Annotated in this window: 20 protein-coding genes and 1 other RNA gene; 15 read left to right on the top strand and 6 right to left on the bottom strand. The window is 35.9% G+C overall.

The features are described 5' to 3' along the window. The first annotated feature begins 108 nt into the window (after positions 1-108). The 5 genes from glgA (at position 109) to FJR04_RS26165 (ending at position 3,084) form a co-directional block, all read left to right on the top strand. A complete protein-coding gene (gene glgA / locus FJR04_RS12480) occupies positions 109-1,524 on the top strand; it encodes a glycogen synthase GlgA (protein ID WP_168495146.1) in 1,416 nt (471 codons plus the stop codon). 94 nt (positions 1,525-1,618) lie between these two features. Beyond that, a complete protein-coding gene (locus tag FJR04_RS12475) occupies positions 1,619-2,011 on the top strand; it encodes a deaminase domain-containing protein (RefSeq protein WP_168495144.1) in 393 nt (130 codons plus the stop codon). Between the two features lie 14 nt (positions 2,012-2,025). Further along, positions 2,026-2,490, top strand: a complete 465-nt coding sequence (locus FJR04_RS12470) for an SMI1/KNR4 family protein (protein WP_254445276.1) — start codon at positions 2,026-2,028, stop codon at positions 2,488-2,490. 166 nt (positions 2,491-2,656) lie between these two features. After that, entirely contained in the window at positions 2,657-2,839 is a 183-nt protein-coding gene (locus FJR04_RS26170) for a hypothetical protein (protein WP_254445275.1), read from the top strand. Positions 2,840-2,922: 83 nt separating this feature from the next. After that, positions 2,923-3,084, top strand: a complete 162-nt coding sequence (locus FJR04_RS26165) for a hypothetical protein (RefSeq protein ID WP_254445274.1) — start codon at positions 2,923-2,925, stop codon at positions 3,082-3,084. A 22-nt stretch (positions 3,085-3,106) separates the two neighbouring features. Here FJR04_RS26165 and FJR04_RS12460 read toward each other — a convergent pair whose 3' ends face one another. Then, a complete protein-coding gene (locus FJR04_RS12460; RefSeq protein ID WP_168495142.1) occupies positions 3,107-3,553 on the bottom strand; it encodes a sigma factor-like helix-turn-helix DNA-binding protein in 447 nt (148 codons plus the stop codon). Between the two features lie 234 nt (positions 3,554-3,787). Between FJR04_RS12460 and aroC the strand changes: the two genes are divergently transcribed. The 6 genes from aroC (at position 3,788) to FJR04_RS12430 (ending at position 10,785) form a co-directional block, all read left to right on the top strand. Beyond that, positions 3,788-4,876: a chorismate synthase gene (aroC, locus tag FJR04_RS12455; protein WP_168495140.1), complete on the top strand. Its 1,089-nt coding sequence runs from the start codon at positions 3,788-3,790 to the stop codon at positions 4,874-4,876. Between the two features lie 129 nt (positions 4,877-5,005). Next, on the top strand, positions 5,006-6,100 hold the full coding sequence (locus FJR04_RS12450; protein WP_168495138.1) for an AAA family ATPase: 1,095 nt from the start codon (positions 5,006-5,008) through the stop codon (positions 6,098-6,100). Next, on the top strand, positions 6,097-6,291 hold the full coding sequence (locus tag FJR04_RS12445; RefSeq protein ID WP_174763538.1) for a DUF4276 family protein: 195 nt from the start codon (positions 6,097-6,099) through the stop codon (positions 6,289-6,291). Before FJR04_RS12450 ends, FJR04_RS12445 begins: the two co-directional genes overlap by 4 nt. A 103-nt stretch (positions 6,292-6,394) precedes the next feature. Next, a complete protein-coding gene (locus tag FJR04_RS12440) occupies positions 6,395-6,691 on the top strand; it encodes a hypothetical protein (protein ID WP_168495136.1) in 297 nt (98 codons plus the stop codon). A 590-nt stretch (positions 6,692-7,281) separates the two neighbouring features. After that, positions 7,282-8,664, top strand: a complete 1,383-nt coding sequence (locus FJR04_RS12435) for an MFS transporter (protein ID WP_254445273.1) — start codon at positions 7,282-7,284, stop codon at positions 8,662-8,664. 135 nt (positions 8,665-8,799) lie between these two features. Beyond that, entirely contained in the window at positions 8,800-10,785 is a 1,986-nt protein-coding gene (locus tag FJR04_RS12430) for an alpha-amylase family glycosyl hydrolase (RefSeq protein ID WP_254445272.1), read from the top strand. A gap of 128 nt (positions 10,786-10,913) precedes the next feature. Here the strand turns inward: FJR04_RS12430 and FJR04_RS12425 are convergent, their stop codons facing one another. Then, entirely contained in the window at positions 10,914-11,297 is a 384-nt protein-coding gene (locus FJR04_RS12425; protein WP_168495132.1) for a GxxExxY protein, read from the bottom strand. Between the two features lie 149 nt (positions 11,298-11,446). Beyond that, a complete protein-coding gene (locus tag FJR04_RS12420; RefSeq protein ID WP_168495130.1) occupies positions 11,447-12,745 on the bottom strand; it encodes an MFS transporter in 1,299 nt (432 codons plus the stop codon). Positions 12,746-12,947: 202 nt separating this feature from the next. Here FJR04_RS12420 and FJR04_RS12415 point away from each other — a divergent pair, with 202 nt between their 5' ends. Next, positions 12,948-14,624, top strand: a complete 1,677-nt coding sequence (locus FJR04_RS12415) for an ABC transporter ATP-binding protein/permease (RefSeq protein WP_168495128.1) — start codon at positions 12,948-12,950, stop codon at positions 14,622-14,624. Positions 14,625-14,774: 150 nt separating this feature from the next. On the opposite strand, the gene FJR04_RS12410 is transcribed toward FJR04_RS12415, so the two are convergent. Together FJR04_RS12410 and FJR04_RS12405 are read right to left on the bottom strand one after the other, a co-directional pair. Continuing rightward, the gene (locus FJR04_RS12410) at positions 14,775-15,833 is read right to left on the bottom strand and encodes an acyltransferase (RefSeq protein ID WP_168495126.1); all 1,059 of its coding nucleotides are present in this window, start codon (positions 15,831-15,833) and stop codon (positions 14,775-14,777) included. A gap of 41 nt (positions 15,834-15,874) precedes the next feature. Continuing rightward, the gene (locus tag FJR04_RS12405; protein ID WP_168495124.1) at positions 15,875-17,461 is read right to left on the bottom strand and encodes a diguanylate cyclase domain-containing protein; all 1,587 of its coding nucleotides are present in this window, start codon (positions 17,459-17,461) and stop codon (positions 15,875-15,877) included. Between the two features lie 454 nt (positions 17,462-17,915). Between FJR04_RS12405 and FJR04_RS12400 the strand changes: the two genes are divergently transcribed. Further along, the gene (locus FJR04_RS12400) at positions 17,916-18,626 is read left to right on the top strand and encodes a hypothetical protein (protein WP_168495116.1); all 711 of its coding nucleotides are present in this window, start codon (positions 17,916-17,918) and stop codon (positions 18,624-18,626) included. A 42-nt stretch (positions 18,627-18,668) separates the two neighbouring features. On the opposite strand, the gene FJR04_RS12395 is transcribed toward FJR04_RS12400, so the two are convergent. Continuing rightward, positions 18,669-19,910 (bottom strand): RNA-guided endonuclease TnpB family protein, encoded by a 1,242-nt coding sequence (locus tag FJR04_RS12395; RefSeq protein ID WP_168495114.1) that lies wholly within the window; start codon positions 19,908-19,910, stop codon positions 18,669-18,671. A gap of 353 nt (positions 19,911-20,263) precedes the next feature. Between FJR04_RS12395 and rnpB the strand changes: the two genes are divergently transcribed. Together rnpB and FJR04_RS12385 are read left to right on the top strand one after the other, a co-directional pair. Further along, positions 20,264-20,628, top strand: an RNA gene (gene rnpB, locus FJR04_RS12390) — RNase P RNA component class A. 226 nt (positions 20,629-20,854) lie between these two features. After that, positions 20,855-22,810: an ATP-binding protein gene (locus tag FJR04_RS12385; protein ID WP_168495112.1), complete on the top strand. Its 1,956-nt coding sequence runs from the start codon at positions 20,855-20,857 to the stop codon at positions 22,808-22,810. The last annotated feature ends 109 nt before the right edge of the window (positions 22,811-22,919 follow it).

Genomic DNA, 22,919 nt, shown 5'->3' with positions numbered 1-22,919 from the left:
GAACAACGAACAACGGACAACGAACAACTGACAACTGACAACTGACAATTGACAACTGACAACTGACAATTGACAACTGACAATTGACAACTAACCACTGACAAAAATATGAGAATTTTATTTGTAGCGGCGGAAGCTGCTCCCATTGCCAAAGTTGGCGGAATGGGCGATGTTGTAGGTGCATTACCCAAAGTCTTGAGAGCAATGGGTCATGATGTCCGGATTTTTATGCCTTACTATGGCTTTGTTCCCGACAAAATGACAGTTCCTAAAGAACCCATTTGGAAGGGATCTGCCATGTTCCAGGAGTTTGCAGTTTACGAAGGTGTACTCCCTGGTACTGATGTTCCTTTGTATTTATTTGGACATCCAACCTTTCTACCTCGGCGGGTTTATGGTGGAGAAGATGAAGATTGGAGATTTACCTTATTTTCCAATGGTGCAGCGGAATTTTGCTGGAATTACTGGAAACCGGAAATTGTCCATTGTCATGATTGGCACACAGGAATGTTACCTGTATGGTTGAATCAATCCCCAGATATTACCACTGTATTCACCATTCATAACCTTGCTTATCAAGGACCTTGGCGTTGGTATTTGGAGAAAATTACTTGGTGTCCCTGGTATATGCAAGGACACAATACCATGGCAGCCGCAGTCCAGTTTGCCAATAAAGTAAATACAGTTTCTCCCACCTATGCAGATCAAATTAAAACACCTGCCTATGGTGAACAAATAGAAGGTTTATTATCTTTTATTAGTGGCAAATTATCAGGGATAATTAACGGCATAGATACCGATGTTTATGATCCAGCTAATGATAAATACATCAACCAAACCTTTACAATAGATACCCTAGATAAACGCAAAGCTAATAAAATAGCCTTGCAAGAAGAAGTAGGTTTAGAAGTTAATTCTAATGCCTTTCTCATCGGCATGGTGACAAGGCTAGTAGAACAAAAAGGGATGGATTTAGTATTACAAATCCTTGACCGCTTCATGGCTTATACAGATGCTCAATTTGTGCTTTTGGGAACAGGCGATCGCTATTATGAAACCCAAATGTGGCAACTCGCATCCCGCTATCCCGGACGCATGGCTACCTATCTCCTGTATAATGATGCCCTTTCTCGTCGTATTTACGCTGGTACAGATGCTTTCTTAATGCCCAGCCGTTTTGAACCCTGCGGAATCAGCCAAATGATGGCTTTACGTTACGGTTCTGTTCCCATTGTCCGTCGAACAGGGGGATTAGTTGATACCGTCAGCCACTTTGATCCAGTCAATGAAGCGGGTACAGGTTATTGCTTTGACCGTTATGAACCCCTAGACCTCTTCACCTGCATGATTCGTGCTTGGGAAGGTTTCCGTTTCAAACCTCAATGGCAAGAATTACAAAAACGGGGAATGAGTGAAAACTTCAGTTGGTATGAATCTGCGAAACAGTACGATAAACTTTACCGTTCTATCTATGGTTTACCAGATATAGAACCAGAAACAGAAGCAACACCAGAATTAGTTTAAGGTGTTGTAGGAAGTTGGAAATTTAAACAATATTGATGGGGTGTTTATCTAGAATGCCCCTTTTTAATACACGATAGTATAAAATTTAAAAAAGATGGATTGGTTAGAGCGCGTCGCAGAAATTCGCAAAATTTGTAACGTGCCAGCACCAGCCCGAAATGTTGCTATTGCTAGAGTATGGGTAGATGAGACGTTTTTGGAGCTATTTGCTTTTAGTGGTAAACTGTTGCGAGAAGGAGCGGTTGGTTTACCCAATCAACCGATGTTTCAAGCCTTTGATATTGGTGGACACCGAAGAGACTTAGACTCAGAGTACAAAATATTAGAAGCGATCGCTGAAAAATATACAAATAATAGAGAAGTAAAGGGTAAAATTGAATTATTTACAGAGAGAGAGCCATGTGATTCGTGTGAGTATGTCATGAAGCAGTTTAGGCAAACTTTCCCGAACATTCAGCTAAATGTACATCACGGAAACATCGGATAAAGGAGTCGGTAGAAATGTCAATTTGCAATTTACCCGCACCACTTAATCTTATTTTTAATGACAATCATCTTTCCCCATGTTCAGATTTGGAAATAATTCAACTTGAACGACAACAAGGTATTAATTTGCCCAGCACTTACAAAGACTTTCTGAAGATAATGGGGCATGGGGCAGGTAAGTTTTTACGTGGTTCAGATTGCTTTTATCAGCATTTGCAACAAATTCAAGAATGGGCTAAACAACTTTTAGTAGAAAATGATTTTCCTCAAGCTTTACCAGAGGATGCTTTTATATTTTTCATGCACCAGGGATATCAGTTCAGCTTTTTCAGACTTTCAGAAGGTGATAACCCACCAACTTACTCATATTGTGAAGGACAAGAAGAGCCTTATTTTGTCAAAAGTCATGATCAGTTTAGTGACTTTCTATCTGTGGAAATCAATCTTTATTTAAAGTCTTTGATGCTTCTAGCGAGTTAGATATTTGTCACATTGAATTGAAAATTAGTTTTCTCTCTACTTGTTAGTTTTGGGAAATATTGGGTTTCCTAGAGTCAAACCAACCTACTCGCTAGGATGTTTTAAAAATGTTTTTTGTCAGAATCAGGATATCCAGGATTTGAGGATTTACAGGATAGGAATTTTTATGATTAAAGATGTAAAGATTGATAATCAATCTAATTATGAGATAGATTGGAAATATCTGGAAGCATCCCAAAAGGTGCAGCTAGATAAACAAAATTATGGTGCTGATTATATTCATCTTTATGTTAATGATATAGAAGGTGATTGGCTAGAAAATTGGGATTGGGAAGATAAGATGATTTAAACGATTATATTGAGGCTTTTTATCATCATTGTCAGCAGGAAAATTATCAATTTGCTTTTAATACTTTAAAAGCTGGTAATGATTTGTTGAACAAGCTAGAGAATCATGAAAAATGTTTAGAACTTTATAGTTATCTAGTTGAAAGGTTAGATTTACAAAATACAAAACAATCAGAAACCAATAATCAAAAAATTTTGACCCAAGCTAAACAACATTATTACAACATTGACAGCAAAAAGCAATAAATTTGTAGTTATTTGGTTGTAATTAAAGTGTTATGCTGAGTAAATGTATTACTTCCTCCTGAAGTTTAGCTTCAAAAAACTGGCGACTAGACTTACTTTTACATTTTTTCAGTGTTTTTTCTTTCAACTGGCGAACTCGCTCACGACTAATACTCAATTGATCACCCAAGCTTTGTAAAGTTTCTTTTGGTTTGCCATCTAAACTATAATATCTACTGATGATTTTGTAAGCACGCTCACCATCCTGAAATGTTAAAATCTTTTGTTGTAAATGCTGTATGCAAATTTGAACAATTTGAGAAAGATGGTGCTTCCGAAGGTATTCAACCTGTTGATTATTAAAACCAATATTGATAAGTAAGTAACTTAGACGAGTTTCATTACCGTAAATTTCTGTTAGCACATTATTTAAACCAATGACAATCTCTTTGATATTTATGTTATTTGTATCACTTGTAGAAATGTCCAACTTATTCTCTCCTCATAGTTACTCTAGTAATTATAGGTAGTAAAGATTACATCTGTCTATCAATAGCGTATTAGTTCAACAAACTAAGCGAATTCAACTTTCAATTTTCATAGTTAAGACTCTAAAGGAACGGAAGCTAATACTCAGAAATTTGTAATCCGCACAACTGACATAGCATTTAAAATGCTCAACTCCATGTAAAATAAATATTCCGGTCTGTATTTCCTCAATATCATGGGCAGCACTTTTGGTCATCTTTTCCGAATTACGACATTTGGCGAATCTCACGGCGGCGGTGTGGGAGTTATAATTGATGGTTGTCCCCCACAACTGGAAATTTCTGCTGAAGAAATTCAATTTGAGCTAGACAGAAGACGGCCAGGACAAAGTAAAATTACCACTCCTCGCAAAGAAGCAGACACCTGTGAGATTTTATCTGGGGTGTTTGAGGGGAAAACTCTGGGAACACCGATCGCTATCTTAGTCAGAAATAAAAATACTCGTCCTCAAGATTATGATGAGATGGCGCAAAAATACCGTCCTTCTCACGCAGATGCTACCTATGATGCTAAGTATGGATTCAGAAATTGGCAAGGTGGCGGTAGGTCGTCAGCGCGTGAGACAATAGGTAGGGTTGCTGCTGGTGCGATCGCTAAAAAGATTCTTCGTCAAGTTGCAAATGTAGAAGTTATCGCTTATGTCAAGCGCATCAAAGATTTAGAAGGTGTTGTTGATACTAATACTGTCACTTTAGAAGACGTAGAAAGCAATATTGTCCGTTGTCCAGATGGCGCAATTGCTAACACTATGATTTCATTAATTGAACAAACCGGTCGAGATGGTAATTCCATTGGTGGTGTAGTTGAATGTGTGGTGCGGAATGTTCCCAAGGGTTTAGGAGAACCAGTTTTTGATAAATTAGAAGCAGATTTAGCAAAAGCAGTAATGTCATTACCCGCAAGTAAAGGTTTTGAAATCGGTTCTGGTTTTGATGGAACTTTGCTAACAGGTTTTGAACATAACGACGAATTTTACATAGATGAAAATGGGGAAATTCGCACAGTAACCAACCGTTCTGGAGGAATTCAAGGGGGAATTTCCAACGGTGAGAATATTATTATCCGAGTTGCTTTCAAACCAACCGCCACTATTAGAAAAGAACAAAAAACCGTAACTAAGGAAGGTGAAGAAACCCTTTTAGCCGGAAAAGGTAGACATGATCCTTGTGTTTTACCCCGCGCTGTACCGATGGTTGATGCAATGGTAGCTTTGGTTTTATGTGATCACTTGTTACGTCATTATGGACAATGTAAGGTGTTGTAGAAAGTTGGAATTTTAGGCAATTTTGATGAATCAACAAAGTATTGATTTAACAATTTATCTAATTTTTGATAATGGTATAAATCTAGCCATATCAGCAGTCCAAAAACTTAAAAATCAGGAGATTATTCTATGCCTGAATTGATCAGTGAAAGGCAGCTATCGAGAATTGTTTTGAAGGGCTTTAAGTCCATTGCAAAATGCGACGTTGAGCTTTCTCAACTCAACATACTCATTGGCTGCAATGGTGCTGGTAAATCTAATTTTATCGGCTTTTTTCGGATGATTGAGCAGATGCTTGAAAATAAACTGCAAGTTTTTGTCAGTCGTCAAGGTGGACCCGATGCAATTTTGCATTTTGGTCGGAAAATAACTGAACAATTAGAAGTTGAACTCTACTTTGGAAGAAACGGTTACTTTGCAACCTTTGAACCAACTCAGGATAACCGTTTGATGTTCTCCAAAGAATCTTTTTGGTGGAACATGAGTGGAGAGAAGAGAATCAGTAGTGGTCATTTTGAAACTAAAGCTCCAGAAGGGACTAAAACTGCAATTGATGACTATGTATTACCTGCTATGAAGCAATGGCGAGTTTATCATTTCCATGATACCAGCGACAGTGCTTATGTGAAGCAACCACATGGCATTAATGATAATGCTTACCTGCGTGCTGACGGGCGAAATCTTGCAGCTTTTTTGTATTTATTGAAAGAAAAATATTCTGAATCTTATCAACAAATCGTTAAAACAGTTCGACTTGTAGCTCCTTTTTTTGGTGATTTCTATCTACGACCTTCTCCACAAAATAATGATGTCATAGAACTAGAATGGTTTGAGCAAGGTCAGGATATTCCCTTTAAAGCTCATCATTTTTCTGATGGAACGTTGCGGTTTATCTGTTTAGCAACGGTTTTTTTGCAACCTAATTTATTTCAACCTGCAACAATTTTAGTGGATGAACCTGAGTTAGGTCTTCACCCTTATGCAATTACTGTTCTGGCATCGTTAATGCGTGCGGCTGCACAAAAAAAACAAGTTATTGTTTCTACTCAATCGGTGGAATTGCTAAATGAATTTGACGCGAAGGATGTGATTGTTGTAGATCGAGATGATGGTAAATCATTACTGAGAAGATTGAAAGAGGAAGATTTACATGAGTGGTTGGAAGATTACAGTTTAGGAGAACTTTGGAAAAAGAATATTCTTGGAGGAAGACCTTCACGATGATTCGAGTAAACGTTTTTGTGGAAGGACAGACGGAAGAAACTTTTGTTAGAGAATTACTCTACGCGCATTTTCAGCGACAAAATATTTACCTCAATCCAATTCTTGTAAGAACTAGTTCAACAGGTAAAGGTGGTGTGGATTGCAATGGATATTGGTTTGGATGTAATTCGTCAGCAGTGCCAACATTTTGATAAATGGTTAACAATTCTTGAGAATATTATGTTGTAGGGATTTTAAATTTCACCAAATTTTCAGCAGAAAATATACTATTCATATAAGTTTCCCATTTTATTTATGAGATGTAGAATTGAGAATAACATTTTATTTATTCACCAGGAAGACGTACCAGAATTTAAAAAAGGTGGTTCTGTCGTCAGAAATTCTTATTTTTGGGCATTACGTTCCATTGCTGGACGTGCTAAACGTTATAGTGATTGGGAATATGAATCAGAAGTTTGGATTGCACTAGAAAGAATGCTTTTATCTTTTACTGAATCAGGATATTTAGGTTATCGAGAAACAATGCTAGAGTTTCCCCTATCTCAAGGTGAAATTCCCAGCGTGTTGCGGAATGTAGCCACTTGGGAATAACTCTCTCTTTAATTTTTAATTCTTTTTTATACCTATTTTAGCTTTTAGAGCATCAAATACTTACTACATAAATTCCTCAAATTCCATTTTTCGCAATCATTCGTAAAATTTGTATTAATTATTGATCACTGTTAACAGTTTTGTTTTCTTTATGACTTACCAGAAAATTGTGTCATCTTCTATACTAAGAGAGTTTCCATAACCTTCGAGAGACTAAATGGTATTAATTCCTCTTATACCTAACAATAGGTTTTATACCCTGAAAATGAAGATAATCAATTAAATACATAGAAATTCTCAAAATACTGGGTAGAACTTTTGGGAATATAATCACAGAAATTTGAATTTACTGGTATTTTAGAAACCGGGGGATAAAATTTACCTAACGTTAAAACAATTACATACCTCAAACCTTATCTATTTATCCCGTGTAAAAAAACATTGACAACTCAAGATAAAATTTTTTTGTGGAAATGTAACACAAAGCTTTGTACCGATGAGTCGTATAATATTTTTTAAACTCGAAGCATCAGTGAACACTTGTTATTGACATCTATCATTCTTCACATTCTTACCAATTACTCAGCTAAATGATGAACGCTCTAAGTCAACTGATTGCAATAATTCGTGAAATACGCAGTTTTTTCCTCTTCTGGCTTGGACAATCTCTTTCCGAAATTGGAAATCGTCTGACCGGATTTGGTTTAAGCATATGGGTGTATCAAAATACACACGCCGTAACTCAACTGAGTTTAGTGATATTTTTTACCACTCTACCTGGTGTATTAATTACACCTATAGTTGGAGCATTAGTAGATAGATGGAATCGTCAAGTAATCATTATTATCAGTGATTTAGTCGCAGCGTTAATTACACTTACACTTGCATTACTTTTATTGACAAATCATTTAGAGGTTTGGCACACTTATATCTCTGCATTCTTGACATCACTATGTGGTTCTTTTCAAATGATTGCTAAATCTGCTGCTGTCACCATGATGGTAAAAAGTGATCAAATAGGAAGAGCTAATGGTTTAATTCAGTTAAGCACAGCCGTAGGACAGCTAACAGCACCAATTTTAGCCGGCGTACTGATAGCGGCTGTACAACTTCAAGGATTGCTATTAATTGATTTCTCAACCTATATCATTGCTTTAGTAACATTACTCTTTATTAAAATTCCTCAGCCTGAAGCTATTAACAATTCTGGCAAAGGAATAACTGTGATCATTGATGAAATTATCTATGGGTGGAAAAATATTTCATCCCGGATTTTTTTTGTAATTCTCCTCATATTTATGACCATTCATTTCTTTGTGAGTGGGATGACTACGGTTTTAATTGATCCATTAATATTATCATTTTCTTCTACCACCACCTTTGGTACAGTTATGTCAATTGCGGGCTGTGGTATGGTGGCTGGAAGTTTGGTAATGAGCTTTTGGGGAGGAGGAAAAACATCAATATATACACTATTTATATTTTCGGCATTAAATGGCATAGGATTAATAATTGCTGGAGCAAAACCCTTTATTCCTACGATCACATTAGGTCTTTGTATATCCTTTTTTACCATTCCTATCATTCTCAGTACAAACTATACAATTTGGCAAACTAATGTACATCCAAAAGTGCAAGGGCGCGTTCTTTCTTTGTTAGGTACAGTTACAGGACTAGGATTAGCTCTTGGCAATCTTACCGCCAGTCCCTTAGCTGACAGAATTTTAGAACCTATGTTATCTCCTGAAGGATTACTATCTACAACAGTAGGTCAACTAATTGAAATTGGAGAAGGGCGGGGGATAGGTTTCTTAATGATTATAGAAGGATTAATTGTTTTCATCACATCCATTAGTTTATACAATTACTTTTACTTTCAGAAACTTGATCAAAAATGGTTAATTCCTAAACTTGATGAACAATGGTTAATTCCTGAAATAACTGAAAAAGAGACTGTGACAAAAACGTACTAATTTTTTGTTCGTTAGCCTCACTTGCAGCTTTGATATTAAAAGTCAAAATTTCCATTTCTGATTGTTTGCCACTATTTATCGAGTCAATTTATGCGCTACTTTGATGAATACTGCGAAGTCCATCTTAACCCGATCATGGCACCATTTACCTGGGTGTTTAGAAGCGACGAGAAAATTTGTATTCAGTTTGGTGTTTCTCTATCGAAACATCCCGATAAGGGACAAATAGCCTATGAGTTAAATGATGAACAAGGATATTTTGATTCAGGGCGAATTACAGCCCATACGGAAGAAATTCTAGAAAATGGTTTTAAATTGTTTTCGGTGACTTTACCACCTATTGGTCATGGGGGAGGATACCGTTATAGATTGGGTTATCTTGATACTGATGGGAATGAACATACAAGTCAGCAGTCACGGTTTCTTCTAGTCTGCAATGATTCTCCTCGCGCCATGACGGAAATCCCATCAGCTTTTTTAGGGTTTGCGAATAATCAGCCTCTATACGGACCAATACCCAAGGTAGAAATTACATCTGGTCCAGAGGACTGGGAAGCCCGTTTATTCTACTCAATTATTATTGACCGATTTGCTCGCAGTTCTGACAAAAATTTAACTGGTCTAGGTACAGTTAAATATGATCCATCTTCTCCTTATGCGAGCCATGGTGGCACAGTTCAAGGTGTGACACAAAAGATAGATTATTTAAAATCACTGGGAATTCGAGCTATCATTTTAAGCCCAGTGTATGTTAATGCTGCTGATGGCTATCATGGCTATCATCCTATTCATCTGTTAATGGTTGATCCACGTCTAGGTACACTTAACTGTGTTCGTGAGCTTGTTAAAAAAGCCCATGAAGCTGATATTGCGGTAATTTTAGATGTCGTTAATAATCACATTGCCGATAGTATTAACTGGGAAGAGTATGGTGGTCCGGCTGGTGGAGAGTTCAAGTATGTGCAAGGTGAAGAAGCTGCTGTTATGCCTTTTCCCATAGAAGCACGCAATACTTGTCTTTTCCATGGACCAGAATACACCGATATGGTGAATCAAAGACTTTTTGGTTTTTTGGAAGATTGGCGAACAGAAGCAACTTATGTGCGATCGCTACTAATTCAACATCTTAAATACTGGATAGCGGAAACAGATATTGATGGTTTGCGATATGATTCGGCTCGTCACGTTGGACTTGATTTCTGGGAACCTTGTGTGGAGGAGATATTAAGGTATGCTACTCATTTAGGGAAAAAACGGTTCTTGCAAATAGCTGAACACGCTGGTAGTACCCATGAAGAAGTGCTGGAATATGATAGCGCCAAATTTACAAATTTAATAGACTATCCTACCTATTATAAAATCAAAAATTCCTTTGGTGATGGTAATTGGCTTGGGGGTTTAGCAGATTATTTTTGTGGTTTTCTAGAGCCTTCACAGTCTTATTGTGGTGGTTGGCGAAATAATCTCATGTTTCTTGATAATCAAGATACGACAAGGATCTTCCATCAGTTTTTAAGCCGATTAGAAAATACAGAAGAGGCTCGAATTCGCCTGCATTTTTCCTTAGCCTGTTTAATTCTTGGACCACAGATACCTTTTATATATCAAGGAACAGAACAAGAGTTTTCTGGGGCTTTAGGTTTCCACCAAAAAGAGGATACAGGAGAATGGATTGGTCATGATTGTTATGTGCGGGAGGATATGTTTGATAATCCTGCTTGTGTATGGCGGTTTGGTCCAATTAACCGTAAATCTTTTGAGCCTTATAACCAAGACAATTCAACTTTTAAATTGATTCAACAATTAGCAGAAATTAGGTTAGAAAACAAATTAATTAATCAGGGAATTCGGACTCTTTTATCTTCTAGAAATAGTGGTTTATCATGTGTATTGCTTCATGAACAAAATTCAGAAAAACCATTGTTTGTAGCCATGAATTTGGGGGGAACACCGATATTAGAAGAGGTTTGCACAATTCCTAATTGGTACGGTAAATTTTCTGGTATTGATTTGTTATTAGCTACTGCTGGTGGTGGATTGCAAATGATGGAACATGGAATGCGGATTATATTACCACCATTTACATTTGTTTTAGGACGATTGCTACCAGGTGATAGGTGAATAGCTAAAAACAAGGCGAGAATCGCGGATTTTACGGATTAAAGGATTTCACAGATTTTGGTTATCTTCGCAAATGAAAAAAATCTGTGTAATCAGCGTACTCCATATAATCTGCGATTCTGAATTTTTTATTTGTTAGTAAATACTAATCTCTTAAATGTCAAACTTTTACTTCCAAAGTTAATCAATAATCCAACTTCGAGCTTATATACTTTGAGATAGTTTAATGTTTGGGCTAGGTGTACGTCTTCGAGTTGGATTACTGCTTTGAGTTCAACTAATACTTTTTCTTCAACCACAAAATCGGCGCGGCGTTTACCAATTGGTTCGGGTAGGTTTTTGTAATAGATATGTTGTTCAATTTCTCTGGCAAAGGTTAATCCTGCTTGATGGAATTCGTAGGCAAGGGCGCGTTGATAAATTACTTCTTGAAAGCCGTTACCTAGAAATTTATGGACTTCAAAGGATGCACCGATAATTTTTTGGGTGATGTCTTGGTATTTTAAGTCCATAGGTATCGAGATTGTGGATTAAGGAATTATGCGGAAAATAGTCAGAATCACGGATTAGACGGATTAAGGGATTTCACGGATTTTGATTGGTCTATACAGAATACCTCCCAAAATCTAAAGAAACCTATTCAGATATCATGACTAATCCCCTATTTAATGGGTGAATATTCAAAATCAGGGGAGTTTTCTTCTAACTTGCGAATAGCGGGGTATTGATAACCAATCAGGGTGACTATTAAAGTTAATAAACCCATGCTGATAAAGAGTAGAGCAATTCCTCGTCCTGGACCTGAACCAATCATCTGACCAATAATGTTGTCTGACCAGGGACCATCAAAGGCCATTAGTGGCTCTAAAATATTATCGGCTAGAGGGGCAGCAATAATGGCCGCAGCGGGAACAGCAGCACCGGAAATAGCTCCAGTTAAAGCAAATACTCTTCCTTGGACTTGAGGAGCAACTTTTTTCTGAAAGATTACCTGGGTTAAACCGTTGATAATAGGACTACAAAGGAAGAAAAGCACGGTAGCAATAGTGATTTGGACAATGGAGGGACGCAAACCAGCTATAACTATCCACAGTCCACTCAGTAACATTGCACCAAGAACTAAGTTAATCAAGTTTTTCCAATTGTTTCCCCAGGTACTCATGACCAAAGCGCCTACTAGCATCCCTAAACCGCCAATGAAGATAATCATTCCTAAACGAGATGGTGTAGTTAAGGAAAGAACTAGGGGATAAGCCAGTATAAAAACGCAGCCTACTAAGAATTGATAAATAGTAAAGAGGATGAGAAAAGCTAAGAGTCCAGAACGCTCTTTCAGATAATTCCAACCATAGGCTGTTTCTTGTAAGATTGATAATTTTTCAGTCTCATGATTAGACTGATTAACCTCTACAAGCTTGAGTAAGAGTAGGGGGACGAGGGCAATTATGACTGTCCCTACGTCAATGAGAAGAATGCCTCTGAGATCAATTGTAGCTAGTAAAATTCCTGCTAGTAATGGTGACGCTATTTGCTGAATACTTAGGGCAAGTTGAACCATACCGCTGACCCGTGGTAATTCTTCTGGAGGCACTAAAGATGTAATAAAAGCTTTATAAGCAGGATTTTGGAAACCACCAAAGATGGAAATCAGGGTATTTGCTAAATATATATGCCAGATTTGTAGTTGACCTGTAGTGATGAGTATGGCTAGGCTCAGGGTACATAATCCTATACAAAAATCACTAAGAATTATGATCCAGCGGCGATTCCAGCGGTCTATTAATGTACCAGCTAGGGGAGAAATTAAGACTAGTGGTAATGTACTTGTCAGAGTAACTAAGGCAAATTGGGTAGCAGAGCCTGTTTTCTGAAAAACCCAGATATCCAATGAAAATGCCGTCATCCATGTGCCAATCAGAGATACCAGTTGCCCTAACCAGATCAGAGTGAAATTACGCATTTCTATATTTAAAGCTGTGATTTTTTTCAAGGATATGTAATATATTTAAGGTATCTAATCAGTTATGATATTAGCCTACTTTAAGTATGTGCAGGTAAATAATTACAAAATTATTGAAGAAAAAATTAGTTCCCTGTTTGGTTAGTAATATGACTATTGTTACTTCCGGGAGATTTCGGACGACTGATTATAAAATTAACAAATGAATAGATTTAATTTGGCGGTAGTGAGGCGGTTTTGGGCGATCGCTCAACTCTATTGGTTAGGTAATGAAAAACTAGGTGCTACGGGACTCCTGGTACTTTTAGGTGTATTCTTATTCGCCAATACTCAACTAAAAGTATATTTAAACACTATCCAAGGTAATTTAATTTCTGCCCTTTCGGCTCAAGATAGTCCTCGATTTTGGCAAAGTATACTGGTTGCATTAGGGGGAATCATCATCTTTGGATTATTGAATTCTGGTTATGGTTATCTGCGAGAAAAAATTGGTATTTATTGGCGACGATGGTTGACCCATTATTTACTGGATAAATATTTTAGCGATCGCGCTTTTTATGAACTTACTTACTCTCATAAAGAAATTGATAATCCAGATCAACGGATTGCTGATGATATAGCTAGTTTTTGTCAGCAATCTCTACAGTTTTTTGTGAATATTATTGAATCTATCTATGTAGTTACTGCTTTTAGTGTAATTCTTTGGTCTATTTCCCAAAATCTCGTTATTGCTTTAATTATTTATTCTACATTAGCCTACGGTATCACCATTGTTTTTTATGGGAGAAAATTAACTCATCTCAATTTTGAACAACTCAAAAAAGAAGCTAATTTCCGATTTGGATTAGTGCGGATTCGGGAAAATGCCGAATCTATCGCCTTCTATAATGGTATTTCCCAAGAAGAAAATAAAGTTAAACTCATATTCAATCAAGTATTTAATAATTTTCAGAGATTGATATTATGGTCAGAAGTATATTTAAATATCTTTAAATATCAATTTAGTTATCTTCCCGTAATTATTCCTGCACTCATTTTAGGAAATCAAATTTTATCAGGTGAAATTGAATTAGGAAAAGTCACAGAAGCTAGTGGTGCTTTTGGACAAGTGGCTTTTTCTGTGAATGTGATCATGTATCAGTTTGAAAAGTTTACTAAGTTTGGGGCTTCAATTAATCGTTTATATGTGTTTTATGAATACTTAAAACATCCAACTAAAGGTACAGATCATCCTCAGATTATTGACCTGATTAAAGATAATCGTTTAGCTGTAGAAAACCTAACTTTGCAGACTCCCAATTATCAAAAAACCTTATTTAAAAACCTCTCTGTCGAACTACAAACCGGAGAGGGATTATTAATTATGGGAGAAAGTGGTTGTGGAAAAAGCTCCCTATTACGAGCCTTAGCTGGTTTATGGAATTCTGGAACAGGTGTGATTTTTCGTCCAGAATTAGCAGAAATTCTATTTTTACCCCAGCGTCCTTACATGATTTTAGGAACTCTGCGAGATCAGTTATTTTATCCTAACGCCAAAATCAATTTGAGTGACAAACAACTGCATCAAATTTTGGATACAGTTAATTTATCAGACTTAGCAGATAGATTTGGAGGCTTTGAAGTAGAACAAGATTGGAGTGATGTCCTTTCTTTAGGAGAACAACAAAGATTAGCTTTTGCGAGATTTTTAGTTACCAAACCAAAATATGCAATTTTGGATGAAGCGACAAGTGCGTTAGATGAAAATAATGAAGCTAGTCTTTATAGTTTACTAGTAGAAACGGGAACTACATTTATTAGTGTGGGACATCGGCCTAGTTTGAGAAAATATCATCAGCAAGTTATTGTTCTTTCTAAAAATGGTATTGATATTAATTAAGGTTTTTGAAGCTCACTAAGTAGGTAGATGCTAATCAACCCAACTATGTAACGAACTGTAAATTACCCAAAACTCTTGGGATTGCTGCGTTCCACTCCGTTCCACTCGCAATGACATAGTTATAAGTTTTCCCACCTACCTACTTATTTCCTAAATGTAATCTTGAAATAATGGTATTTTTTTGAATATATTTGTCAGCAAAACTGATAATAAAATGACAATCAAGAATATTATAATTATTAGATAAGGTTGAGATGGCGACATTCCTATCACTTTTAGAAGCAATAAGTACAAAAAAGAATGTAAACAATATATACCTAGCGATAAATTAGATAATGATTTGAAGATATGATGAGGTGGATAGGAAATATTTAAGGAAATTAAAGTGATTAACCAAGCACTAAAAACTAAAGATAATCGAGAGTAGACTGGAAGAGAATTTCCTGTTATTCCTCCCCATAACAAAGGCTGACTTATATATTGCCATTCCATAAATACTAGGCTAGAGGAGATGATTATTAATATCAGTATTTGTTTATAGTTATTGTTTACTTCTGGTTTATTTTCTAAATTATTAGTAATCAGAAATGAAGAAAAAATATAGGGAATAAAATTTAGAGGATTGAAACTTTGTGAAAGATCATAAAATTCTTGACCAAGAAAAATTGTACTTAAAGGTAGTAGAAAAACAATTAAACAGGAAATTATTAAACCCGTATAAGCTATAATTTCTGATTTAACTTGATTTTGATCAATAATAATTGCAAATAGTTCAGCCAAACTAGTTATTAATAGTAGAGAAAAGAAAAAATAAAATGGGTTAGAATATCCATCTTGGATCATAAATCTGATCAGGATTTTTAAGTCTAGCAGTTGATTTAGGTAATTGATATATATTTGATTAATTGTCATTAAATTAAAGAGATGAGCAAATAATCCCCAGAATAAATAAAGTTTAATTAATTTCAAAACTCTTTTTTTGAGAAAATAATCTTGATATTTTCGCCTATTAATAAAAAACAAAACTAGGGCTGTTTGAAAAAATACAGGAACTGCTAAATCAAATAAGTTATATGTAATAATATTAGCTAGATTTTCATGGCTGGTAAATAAGCTAGATATATTTGTGTGTATGGCAACTACAACAAGACAACAAATAGCTCGTAAATAATCAAAACTGTGTATTTTGCCTAAATTAGAATTATTCATATAGCCATCCTTTAAGGCTGAGTTACTGACTTTTTAGTTAATTAAACAGGAGAATAAATACAGTAGGTGTTACGTCCTTGAGCTTTAGCTGTATAAAGTGCTTTATCGGCTGCGGCAATAATACTAACTGGAGAATTGTCATTATTAGGAATCATGCTAGTAACGCCCATACTCATTGTGATACAAGTATTTACTAAAGAACATTGATGAGGAATCGCCATATTAGATATCTGATTTTGAATCTGTTTAGCAACATAAACTGCTCCTTCTAAATCAGTATTTGGTAATAATATTACCAGTTCTTCACCCCCATAACGAGCTACTAAATCTGTAGAATGTTTACAAGTTTGTGAAATTGCTTGAGCTACTTGATATAAACATTCATCTCCGGCTTGATGACCATAGAAATCATTGTATAACTTAAAATAATCTATATCACACATAATTAATGCTAAATATGCTTGTTCGCGACGCATTCGTAGCCATTCATTACTAAGATTTTCATTGAAACAGCGACGATTAGCAACTTGAGTTAAAGCATCTATATTTGCTAACTTTGTTAATTCTTTATTAGCTTGTTTGAGAGCTTCTTCCGTTTGTTTATTTTGAATAAATCCACTAAGTTCTATTGCTACAGCATTGACTAACTCTAGTAGTTCTAGATTATAGGGGATAGGCGATCGCTTGAAAAAACACATGACAATTAGAGCTTGTTTTTCCAGGGTGATCGGTACAGTAAGTATAGACCTAAGTTGAGCATTTTGGGCTAGTTCCCAACGCAAAAACATATCTTTTTCTATTAGCTCAATATCTTCAATCCATTCTGATTTTTGTGCTTCCCAAGCCCTACCCTGCACTCCTATTCCATAACTAAAAGTATATTCTTTACTAGCTTGGGCAAAAGAAATTAAAAGTTGATCAGAACTATCATAAGAAGCTTTACTTAAATACAATTTTGTCTGTTCTTTATTAGTCATCCAAGCTTCACCATAGTCCCAATTATGCACTTGCCGGAGTTCAGATAATACAGCATCAAGAGCCTGATCAAAATTCACAGCTTGCTTGATTAAATTAATAGTTTTTAACAAAAATTTTAATTTAGATTCAATTTGCTTTCTTTCATTAATTTCTTGTTGTAAATTTTGATGTTGTTGGTTGAGTTTTTGTCGTTGTCGCAAAATAGTTAATTGATGTTCAACTCTAATTAACACCTCCTCAGTTTGAAAAGGTTTAGTAATATAGTCAGCACAACCAATTTTAAAGGCTTTTACTTTATCAGAAATAGTATCTAACGCACTTAAAAAAATAATCGGAATATGACGAGTATGATCACTTTTTTTCAGAATTGAGCAAACTGTATATCCATCTATACCAGGCATTTTAATATCTAAAAGAATTATATCCGGTAATTGAACCCCGATAGTATGCAAAGCAATTTCTCCACTAATTGCTTTTCTAACTTTATAGCCTTGTTTGCTAAGAATTGCCGAAAGTGTCCTGAGGTTATCAGGATGATCATCAACAACCAGTAAATTAGCTTTGAAATCGGATGCTGTTATTTGCACTACTGAAGTTACAGTAAAGTTTTTATGTTTACAACTATAATTTATTAAGGGAGAACAAGACATATTTCTCGAAAAATTGCAGTTTTCTTGATATTTTGTAACCATTTCTTTACTAATGAACGATGGAATAATCAATATCAAAAACAAATAGTTTCATAGATTCAGATGTAAACCGAGCCGTTCCTATCCAATCCGTGTCCACTGTCGCAGACTATTGTGGATGTGCAACCATGTCCCATCTTTACTACAGTTCGGAAATATGTGTACAAATATGTGTACACTGTCTGGCATCGAGGAAAGTCTCTAGGTAATGCTCTCTATCTTACTCCTTCTAGCAACATATAGAAAATCCTGTTTAGGACTGTCCACATCTAGACTTCACACTTGTTACCACTAAGTTTGGGTTCTGGAATCATGTCACGCAGAAATTCATATTGGGCGTAGGTTAGGTTACTGGGGTATGCTTTACTTATGTTAGTCTCTCCGTACTGTTTATTATCTATTCAGGGTTATTAAAATGCAAAGTGGCGACCAAAATCTGATTATTTTGATGATTTATATACTTACTGTCTATTACACATTTAATCGCATGATTGAATCTATAGACGATCTAGTAAAACTAGATTTCCAAAAAGGTGCTGTTGATGATCAGTTGAAAGAACAAAATCTCCAAGATACATTAGGAATTTCCTTTAAAACAAGTAATTATGGTTTAGATAAAATAGAAACTGATCTCAAAGAATTATCAATGAGTATTGAAAATAAATCAGAGAGTATTGCCATATATGTTGACTGGGATAATAGTTCTTTTGTGGTTGAACATACCCAACAATCCCGCCGGGTGATTCGTAAATCCCCAGATTTAACCCGCGATTTAGCTATACCGCAAGTTCCTACTATTATCGCTCCTAAAAAGACAATTACTGAAAATGTCACCGCCGAAGATGTTTTTCAAAGAGATAAAGAACTAGGTATTTACCAACCTGCTTCGCCTTTAATTAATGTTGCTGCCATAAAAAAGAACGATAAGCAAAAGAAGTTATATAAAGACTTTATAGATGGCAAAAAAGATTTGGAATTTTCATTACAAATCGTGCTGCGAATTTCGGAAATGAGAGTTGGTATTTCTCCAGGAATAAATGTTCCACCAGTGTCAATTATTAATTGTCCTTTTACGATTAAAAAGCTTCCTTGGACTTATGCTTTGCCTTGGAATAAGAAAAAGTAATTTTTACAGTTGACACTCCCCGCTCTAAAGAGACGGGGATTCTTAAGACCAAATAAATAATCTTAACGGCGATGTCAATGCGCCTCTACTGATTCCACTAGAACTTAATCCTAGTTTTACCGCTACTTTTCTGAAAATATTAGCTGCACCGTTGCAATCTGCATTTATTTTTGTACCATCCTGAGAATGATACAAACCCCGACTAACTCTTTTTCCTGACTCTTTCCACCCTTCGGGTTTTTCACCAAATGTAGGTAGAAAATCATTATCTAGAAACGATGCTTTTGAAGTATAAGATTCTTCAGTTTCCATGAACTTGATACTGCACTGTTCACAAAGTTGAGCAATACGGTTTTTAAGTCGTGCCGTTGGGATTTGAACAAACTTTTGATTGGTTTTAGAGCCAAGATTTATAGAATCTTTTTGCCCAGTGTTCCATCCAAAGATTACAGTTCCAATCTTATTATCAAGACAATGGCTGATAACTATTCGAGCAGATTTGTTTACAGCATCACGTATTTGTCGGTTACGTTTTTCGGTTATTGACGCTAATTGTTTAGACCAAAAGCCTTGGGGTTGGTTTTCTTTGAGAATAGAAACTCGCTTGTTGTACCACTGATTCATTGATTTTAACTTGCGTCCGTCAATTAAAAAAGATGTCCCAATATTGCTGACACAGGTTAACCAATTATTTAGCCCGTGATCAATTGATAAGACATTCTCGATATTCACGTCAACTTTCAATGGAGATACTTTATAGACAAGTTCTAAATAAAACTCATTATTCCTTGGTAATATCCGATATTCTTTGATGTTTTTATACTCCAAGTTTGAGGGCATAGGAACATAAAAAGCATCAAGTCCAAACCAAACTTTTACTTTAGTGCCTAAAGGAAATCTTAGTTTACCATCCTTTAATTTAATAGCCTGTCCGGGAAAAGCTACGAGATTTAATCCACCTTTTCGGTATCCAGGTAACTTGGGTTTTTGAGTTACAGCACCTTTCTTAATTCCTTTCAAAAGTCCAATATAAGACTTGAAAGATTCGGCAACAGTTGTCAAACATTGCTGTGCAGCTTGAGAATACATCGCTCCAAAATGTAAATTACTTGCTAACTCACGATGTAAGTCAAACTTGCTAGGAATTTTACCCGTTTTAAAAAATAATTGTCTAGCATAATAAGTCCCACAATTAGCAAGTTTATTTGACTCCCCACACAAGAACTCAAGAATCGCTCCTAGCTCTTTGTTAGGGCTGATTAATATTTGCTGGCATCCATACATTGTGTTATTCTCCTTTCTCTTATGATAACATACTGTATAAACAGCCGCAATACATTATGAAAGATAAGACAGTATCAGTCCGACTCTCGGAACGCAGAAAGCACAAGCTGTATTTGTACTCCCTAGAAAGAGAAAAAACTATTACCTCGCTGATTGAAGACTGGGTAGACAGCTTGAAACTCAAAGGGAACAAAGACAATATTGAAGGCGGTTAAAACCGCTCGTGGCGTTTTTCATCCCCTGTCTGTTCGCCCTTGGCGTTCCCGAAGGGTAGCACGAAAGACGGAACTATAGTTCCTGTTTCTCAGGGGCTTTTAAACTTTCCGGCTAATCTTGTAAACTAGAAATAGGAAGGGAGTAGGCGTAGGCAGTTGCAGATCAGTCATTAAGACTGGTTTGAGGAAAGTCCGGGCTTCCGAAAGACCAAACTTGCTGGATAACGTCCAGTGCGAGCGATCGTGAGGATAGTGCCACAGAAAGATACCGCCAATCAATTTATTGGTTGGTAAGGGTGCAAAGGTGCGGTAAGAGCGCACCAGCAGCGTCGAGAGGCGTTGGCTCGGTAAACCCCGGTTGGAAGCAAGGCCGGAGGAACTACGGTTGGTCTTTTACCAGTTCCGCTGAAAAAGAGCCGCTAGAGGTGTTTGGTAACAAGCATCCCAGATAGATAACTGCCCTCGCAAGAGAACAGAACCCGGCTTACTACCGACTCTCTTCTGAAACGAATTATGGATTTTTATTTTCCATAGTTCGTTTTTTAGTAAAGGTAGGGAACAGGGAAGAGGTTTTGGGAGATTTTGCTTTTCGTTACATATTTTAGTTTTTTCCGTTCACCTATTTACTGAGTTTATATAGCTACGCCACGCAAGCTATTAAAAATCAAATAGGAGTTCTATATAATGGGAAGTAAGTAAATAATAAACAATAAATCGAATTTTTACTTTATGGACTGCAACATAGATTTAAAAGAGCTTGCCCGTAGAGAAAGCGAACAAGTAGAATGGAAAGAGAATGGAGATGATATTAAGATTGCTCAAGGAATAGTAAAAACTATTTCTGCATTTGCCAACGACATTTCCAATGTTGGTGGGGGATATGTTATTTGTGGAGCAAAAGAGATAAAAGACGAGCATGGTTTTCCGAAAATTCAATATACAGGTCTGAGTGCCAACAAATTAAAAGAAATCGAAGGTAAGGTAACTAGATATTGTCAGGATTATGTTGATCCTGCCATAGCACCTAAAGTTTGTGAAATCGAAAACCCAGAAAATAACAGCACCAGAATTTTAGTATTTTTAGTTTTACGGAGTCGTGATGCTCATGTATACAGAGACGGAGAAATTTCTAAATATTATGTTCGTATCGGTCGAGAAACTAAAGAAGCCAGAAATGGTATTTTGAGGCAATTATTAACAGAAAAACAACAAATAGAATATTTTGATAAACGGACAAATAATAATGCTACAGAAGCTGATATTGATGTACTCAACTTTAGAGATAGTATGCAGGAAATGGGGTTGCTTTTTCCTGAAAAATCATTAGAAGATTACTTTTCAGATCGAGAACAAATAGCGGAACTGGTTTCTCCTCTGTTTGTGCGGACAGATTTAGATGGTATATTACGCCCCAGAAACTTTACTTTATTGATGTTTGGGAAAAAAACAAGTATTACATCCAAGTTTCCCGAAGCATATACTATCCTATCAATATATAAAGGAACAGATCGTAGTGAACAAACAGCAGAACGTTATATTTTAACTGGAACAATAGTTGAGCAAGCTAAAAGATCCATAGAACTATTAAATACTCAAGCCTATACTGCATTTGATAAAACAAGTAGCAAACCAAATCAGGTTAAGTATCCCATGCGTGCTTTGCAAGAAGCTGTAATTAATGCTATTGTTCACCGTGATTATGAAGTACCTGAACCAATTAGAATTACAGTATTTGCAGATAGAATAGAAGTTAAATCTCCAGGAACTTTACATTGGGGAGTTAATAAAGAGAAATTTTTGCAAGGAAAAGCAAGTCCTAAATGGAGAAATCAGAGTTTTGCTTACTTATTTAATAAACTGCAATTAGCTCAATCAGAAGGTCAGGGTATTCCAACTATTATTCGGACAATGAAAGAAGAAGGATGTCCCGAACCAATCTTTGAAATTGAACCTGAAAGTCTGACTTGTATTCTTCCTGCACACCCAAGACATCAAATTATTAGAGAATTACAAGAAATTCAAGACAAAGTTATTTTACAAAAATATCAAGAAGCTAACACTCAAGTTTTAACACTCTTAGACAAAGATTTGTACAATTTTAGATCACTAGATTTGTATTGTGAGGTTATTGCTAAATTAAAACTTCCCAATGAACTTTATAATTTTCTGGAAACAAAGAAATTAGATTTTTACTTAGTTAATCCCAACACACTGATCAATATTGCGGAAATACTTGCTGGTGATAAAGACAATATTAAATATCAAAGCCTAGCAAATAGAGCCTTATCTGTTGCCATGTCTGGTAAAATAGAAGAAGGTCAAATTGCCAAAGCTGTTGTCAATCTTAAAAAGATAGGCGAACCAGAAGATGTGATAAAATTTGTAGGTGAATCTATTTTAAAATATCCTAATCTTGCTCATAATTCTACACTATTAGAAAAGCGGGCAACGGCTAAGATGGATATGGCAAAAAAATGTATAGATGCAGGTAGAGATCGTAATAGCAATCCAAAAACAAAGGCAAGAGCATGGGAAATGTGCCGACAATTGTTGGAAGAAGCAGAAAGAGATTTGAATTTGGCGTTAGAAAATGCGGAAAATCCTAACGAGAAATTTTTTATTGAAAATGATATTAATTTCTTGAATAGAATGAAAAATATTTCTAAAAAACCATCAAATAAGTAAAAATATACTATTACTATGCCCTTAAGTTGGAACGAAATCAAAAGTCGAGCGATCGCATTTTCTCAAGAATGGGAACATGAAACTTCAGAAGATGCCGAAGCAAAGTCAT

Origin of the sequence: Anabaena sp. UHCC 0204, assembly GCF_009711975.1 — a bacterium.
GTDB lineage: Bacteria > Cyanobacteriota > Cyanobacteriia > Cyanobacteriales > Nostocaceae > Dolichospermum.
Note: the sequence above shows the minus strand (reverse complement) of the source record. Positions and strands in the feature narration are given on the sequence as shown.

Coding starts and splice junctions, on each gene's coding strand:
- FJR04_RS12430 (WP_254445272.1), top strand. CDS start 8,800: ATGGCACCATTTACCTGGGTGTTTAGAAGCGACGAGAAAATTTGTATT.
- FJR04_RS12400 (WP_168495116.1), top strand. CDS start 17,916: ATGCAAAGTGGCGACCAAAATCTGATTATTTTGATGATTTATATACTT.
- FJR04_RS12470 (WP_254445276.1), top strand. CDS start 2,026: ATGTCAATTTGCAATTTACCCGCACCACTTAATCTTATTTTTAATGAC.
- FJR04_RS12435 (WP_254445273.1), top strand. CDS start 7,282: ATGATGAACGCTCTAAGTCAACTGATTGCAATAATTCGTGAAATACGC.
- FJR04_RS12415 (WP_168495128.1), top strand. CDS start 12,948: ATGAATAGATTTAATTTGGCGGTAGTGAGGCGGTTTTGGGCGATCGCT.
- FJR04_RS12425 (WP_168495132.1), bottom strand. CDS start 11,297: ATGGACTTAAAATACCAAGACATCACCCAAAAAATTATCGGTGCATCC.
- glgA (WP_168495146.1), top strand. CDS start 109: ATGAGAATTTTATTTGTAGCGGCGGAAGCTGCTCCCATTGCCAAAGTT.
- aroC (WP_168495140.1), top strand. CDS start 3,788: ATGGGCAGCACTTTTGGTCATCTTTTCCGAATTACGACATTTGGCGAA.
- FJR04_RS12395 (WP_168495114.1), bottom strand. CDS start 19,910: ATGTATGGATGCCAGCAAATATTAATCAGCCCTAACAAAGAGCTAGGA.
- FJR04_RS12450 (WP_168495138.1), top strand. CDS start 5,006: ATGCCTGAATTGATCAGTGAAAGGCAGCTATCGAGAATTGTTTTGAAG.
- FJR04_RS12440 (WP_168495136.1), top strand. CDS start 6,395: ATGAGATGTAGAATTGAGAATAACATTTTATTTATTCACCAGGAAGAC.
- FJR04_RS12475 (WP_168495144.1), top strand. CDS start 1,619: ATGGATTGGTTAGAGCGCGTCGCAGAAATTCGCAAAATTTGTAACGTG.
- FJR04_RS26170 (WP_254445275.1), top strand. CDS start 2,657: ATGATTAAAGATGTAAAGATTGATAATCAATCTAATTATGAGATAGAT.
- FJR04_RS12410 (WP_168495126.1), bottom strand. CDS start 15,833: ATGAATAATTCTAATTTAGGCAAAATACACAGTTTTGATTATTTACGA.
- FJR04_RS12385 (WP_168495112.1), top strand. CDS start 20,855: ATGGACTGCAACATAGATTTAAAAGAGCTTGCCCGTAGAGAAAGCGAA.
- FJR04_RS12445 (WP_174763538.1), top strand. CDS start 6,097: ATGATTCGAGTAAACGTTTTTGTGGAAGGACAGACGGAAGAAACTTTT.
- FJR04_RS12405 (WP_168495124.1), bottom strand. CDS start 17,461: ATGTCTTGTTCTCCCTTAATAAATTATAGTTGTAAACATAAAAACTTT.
- FJR04_RS12420 (WP_168495130.1), bottom strand. CDS start 12,745: ATGCGTAATTTCACTCTGATCTGGTTAGGGCAACTGGTATCTCTGATT.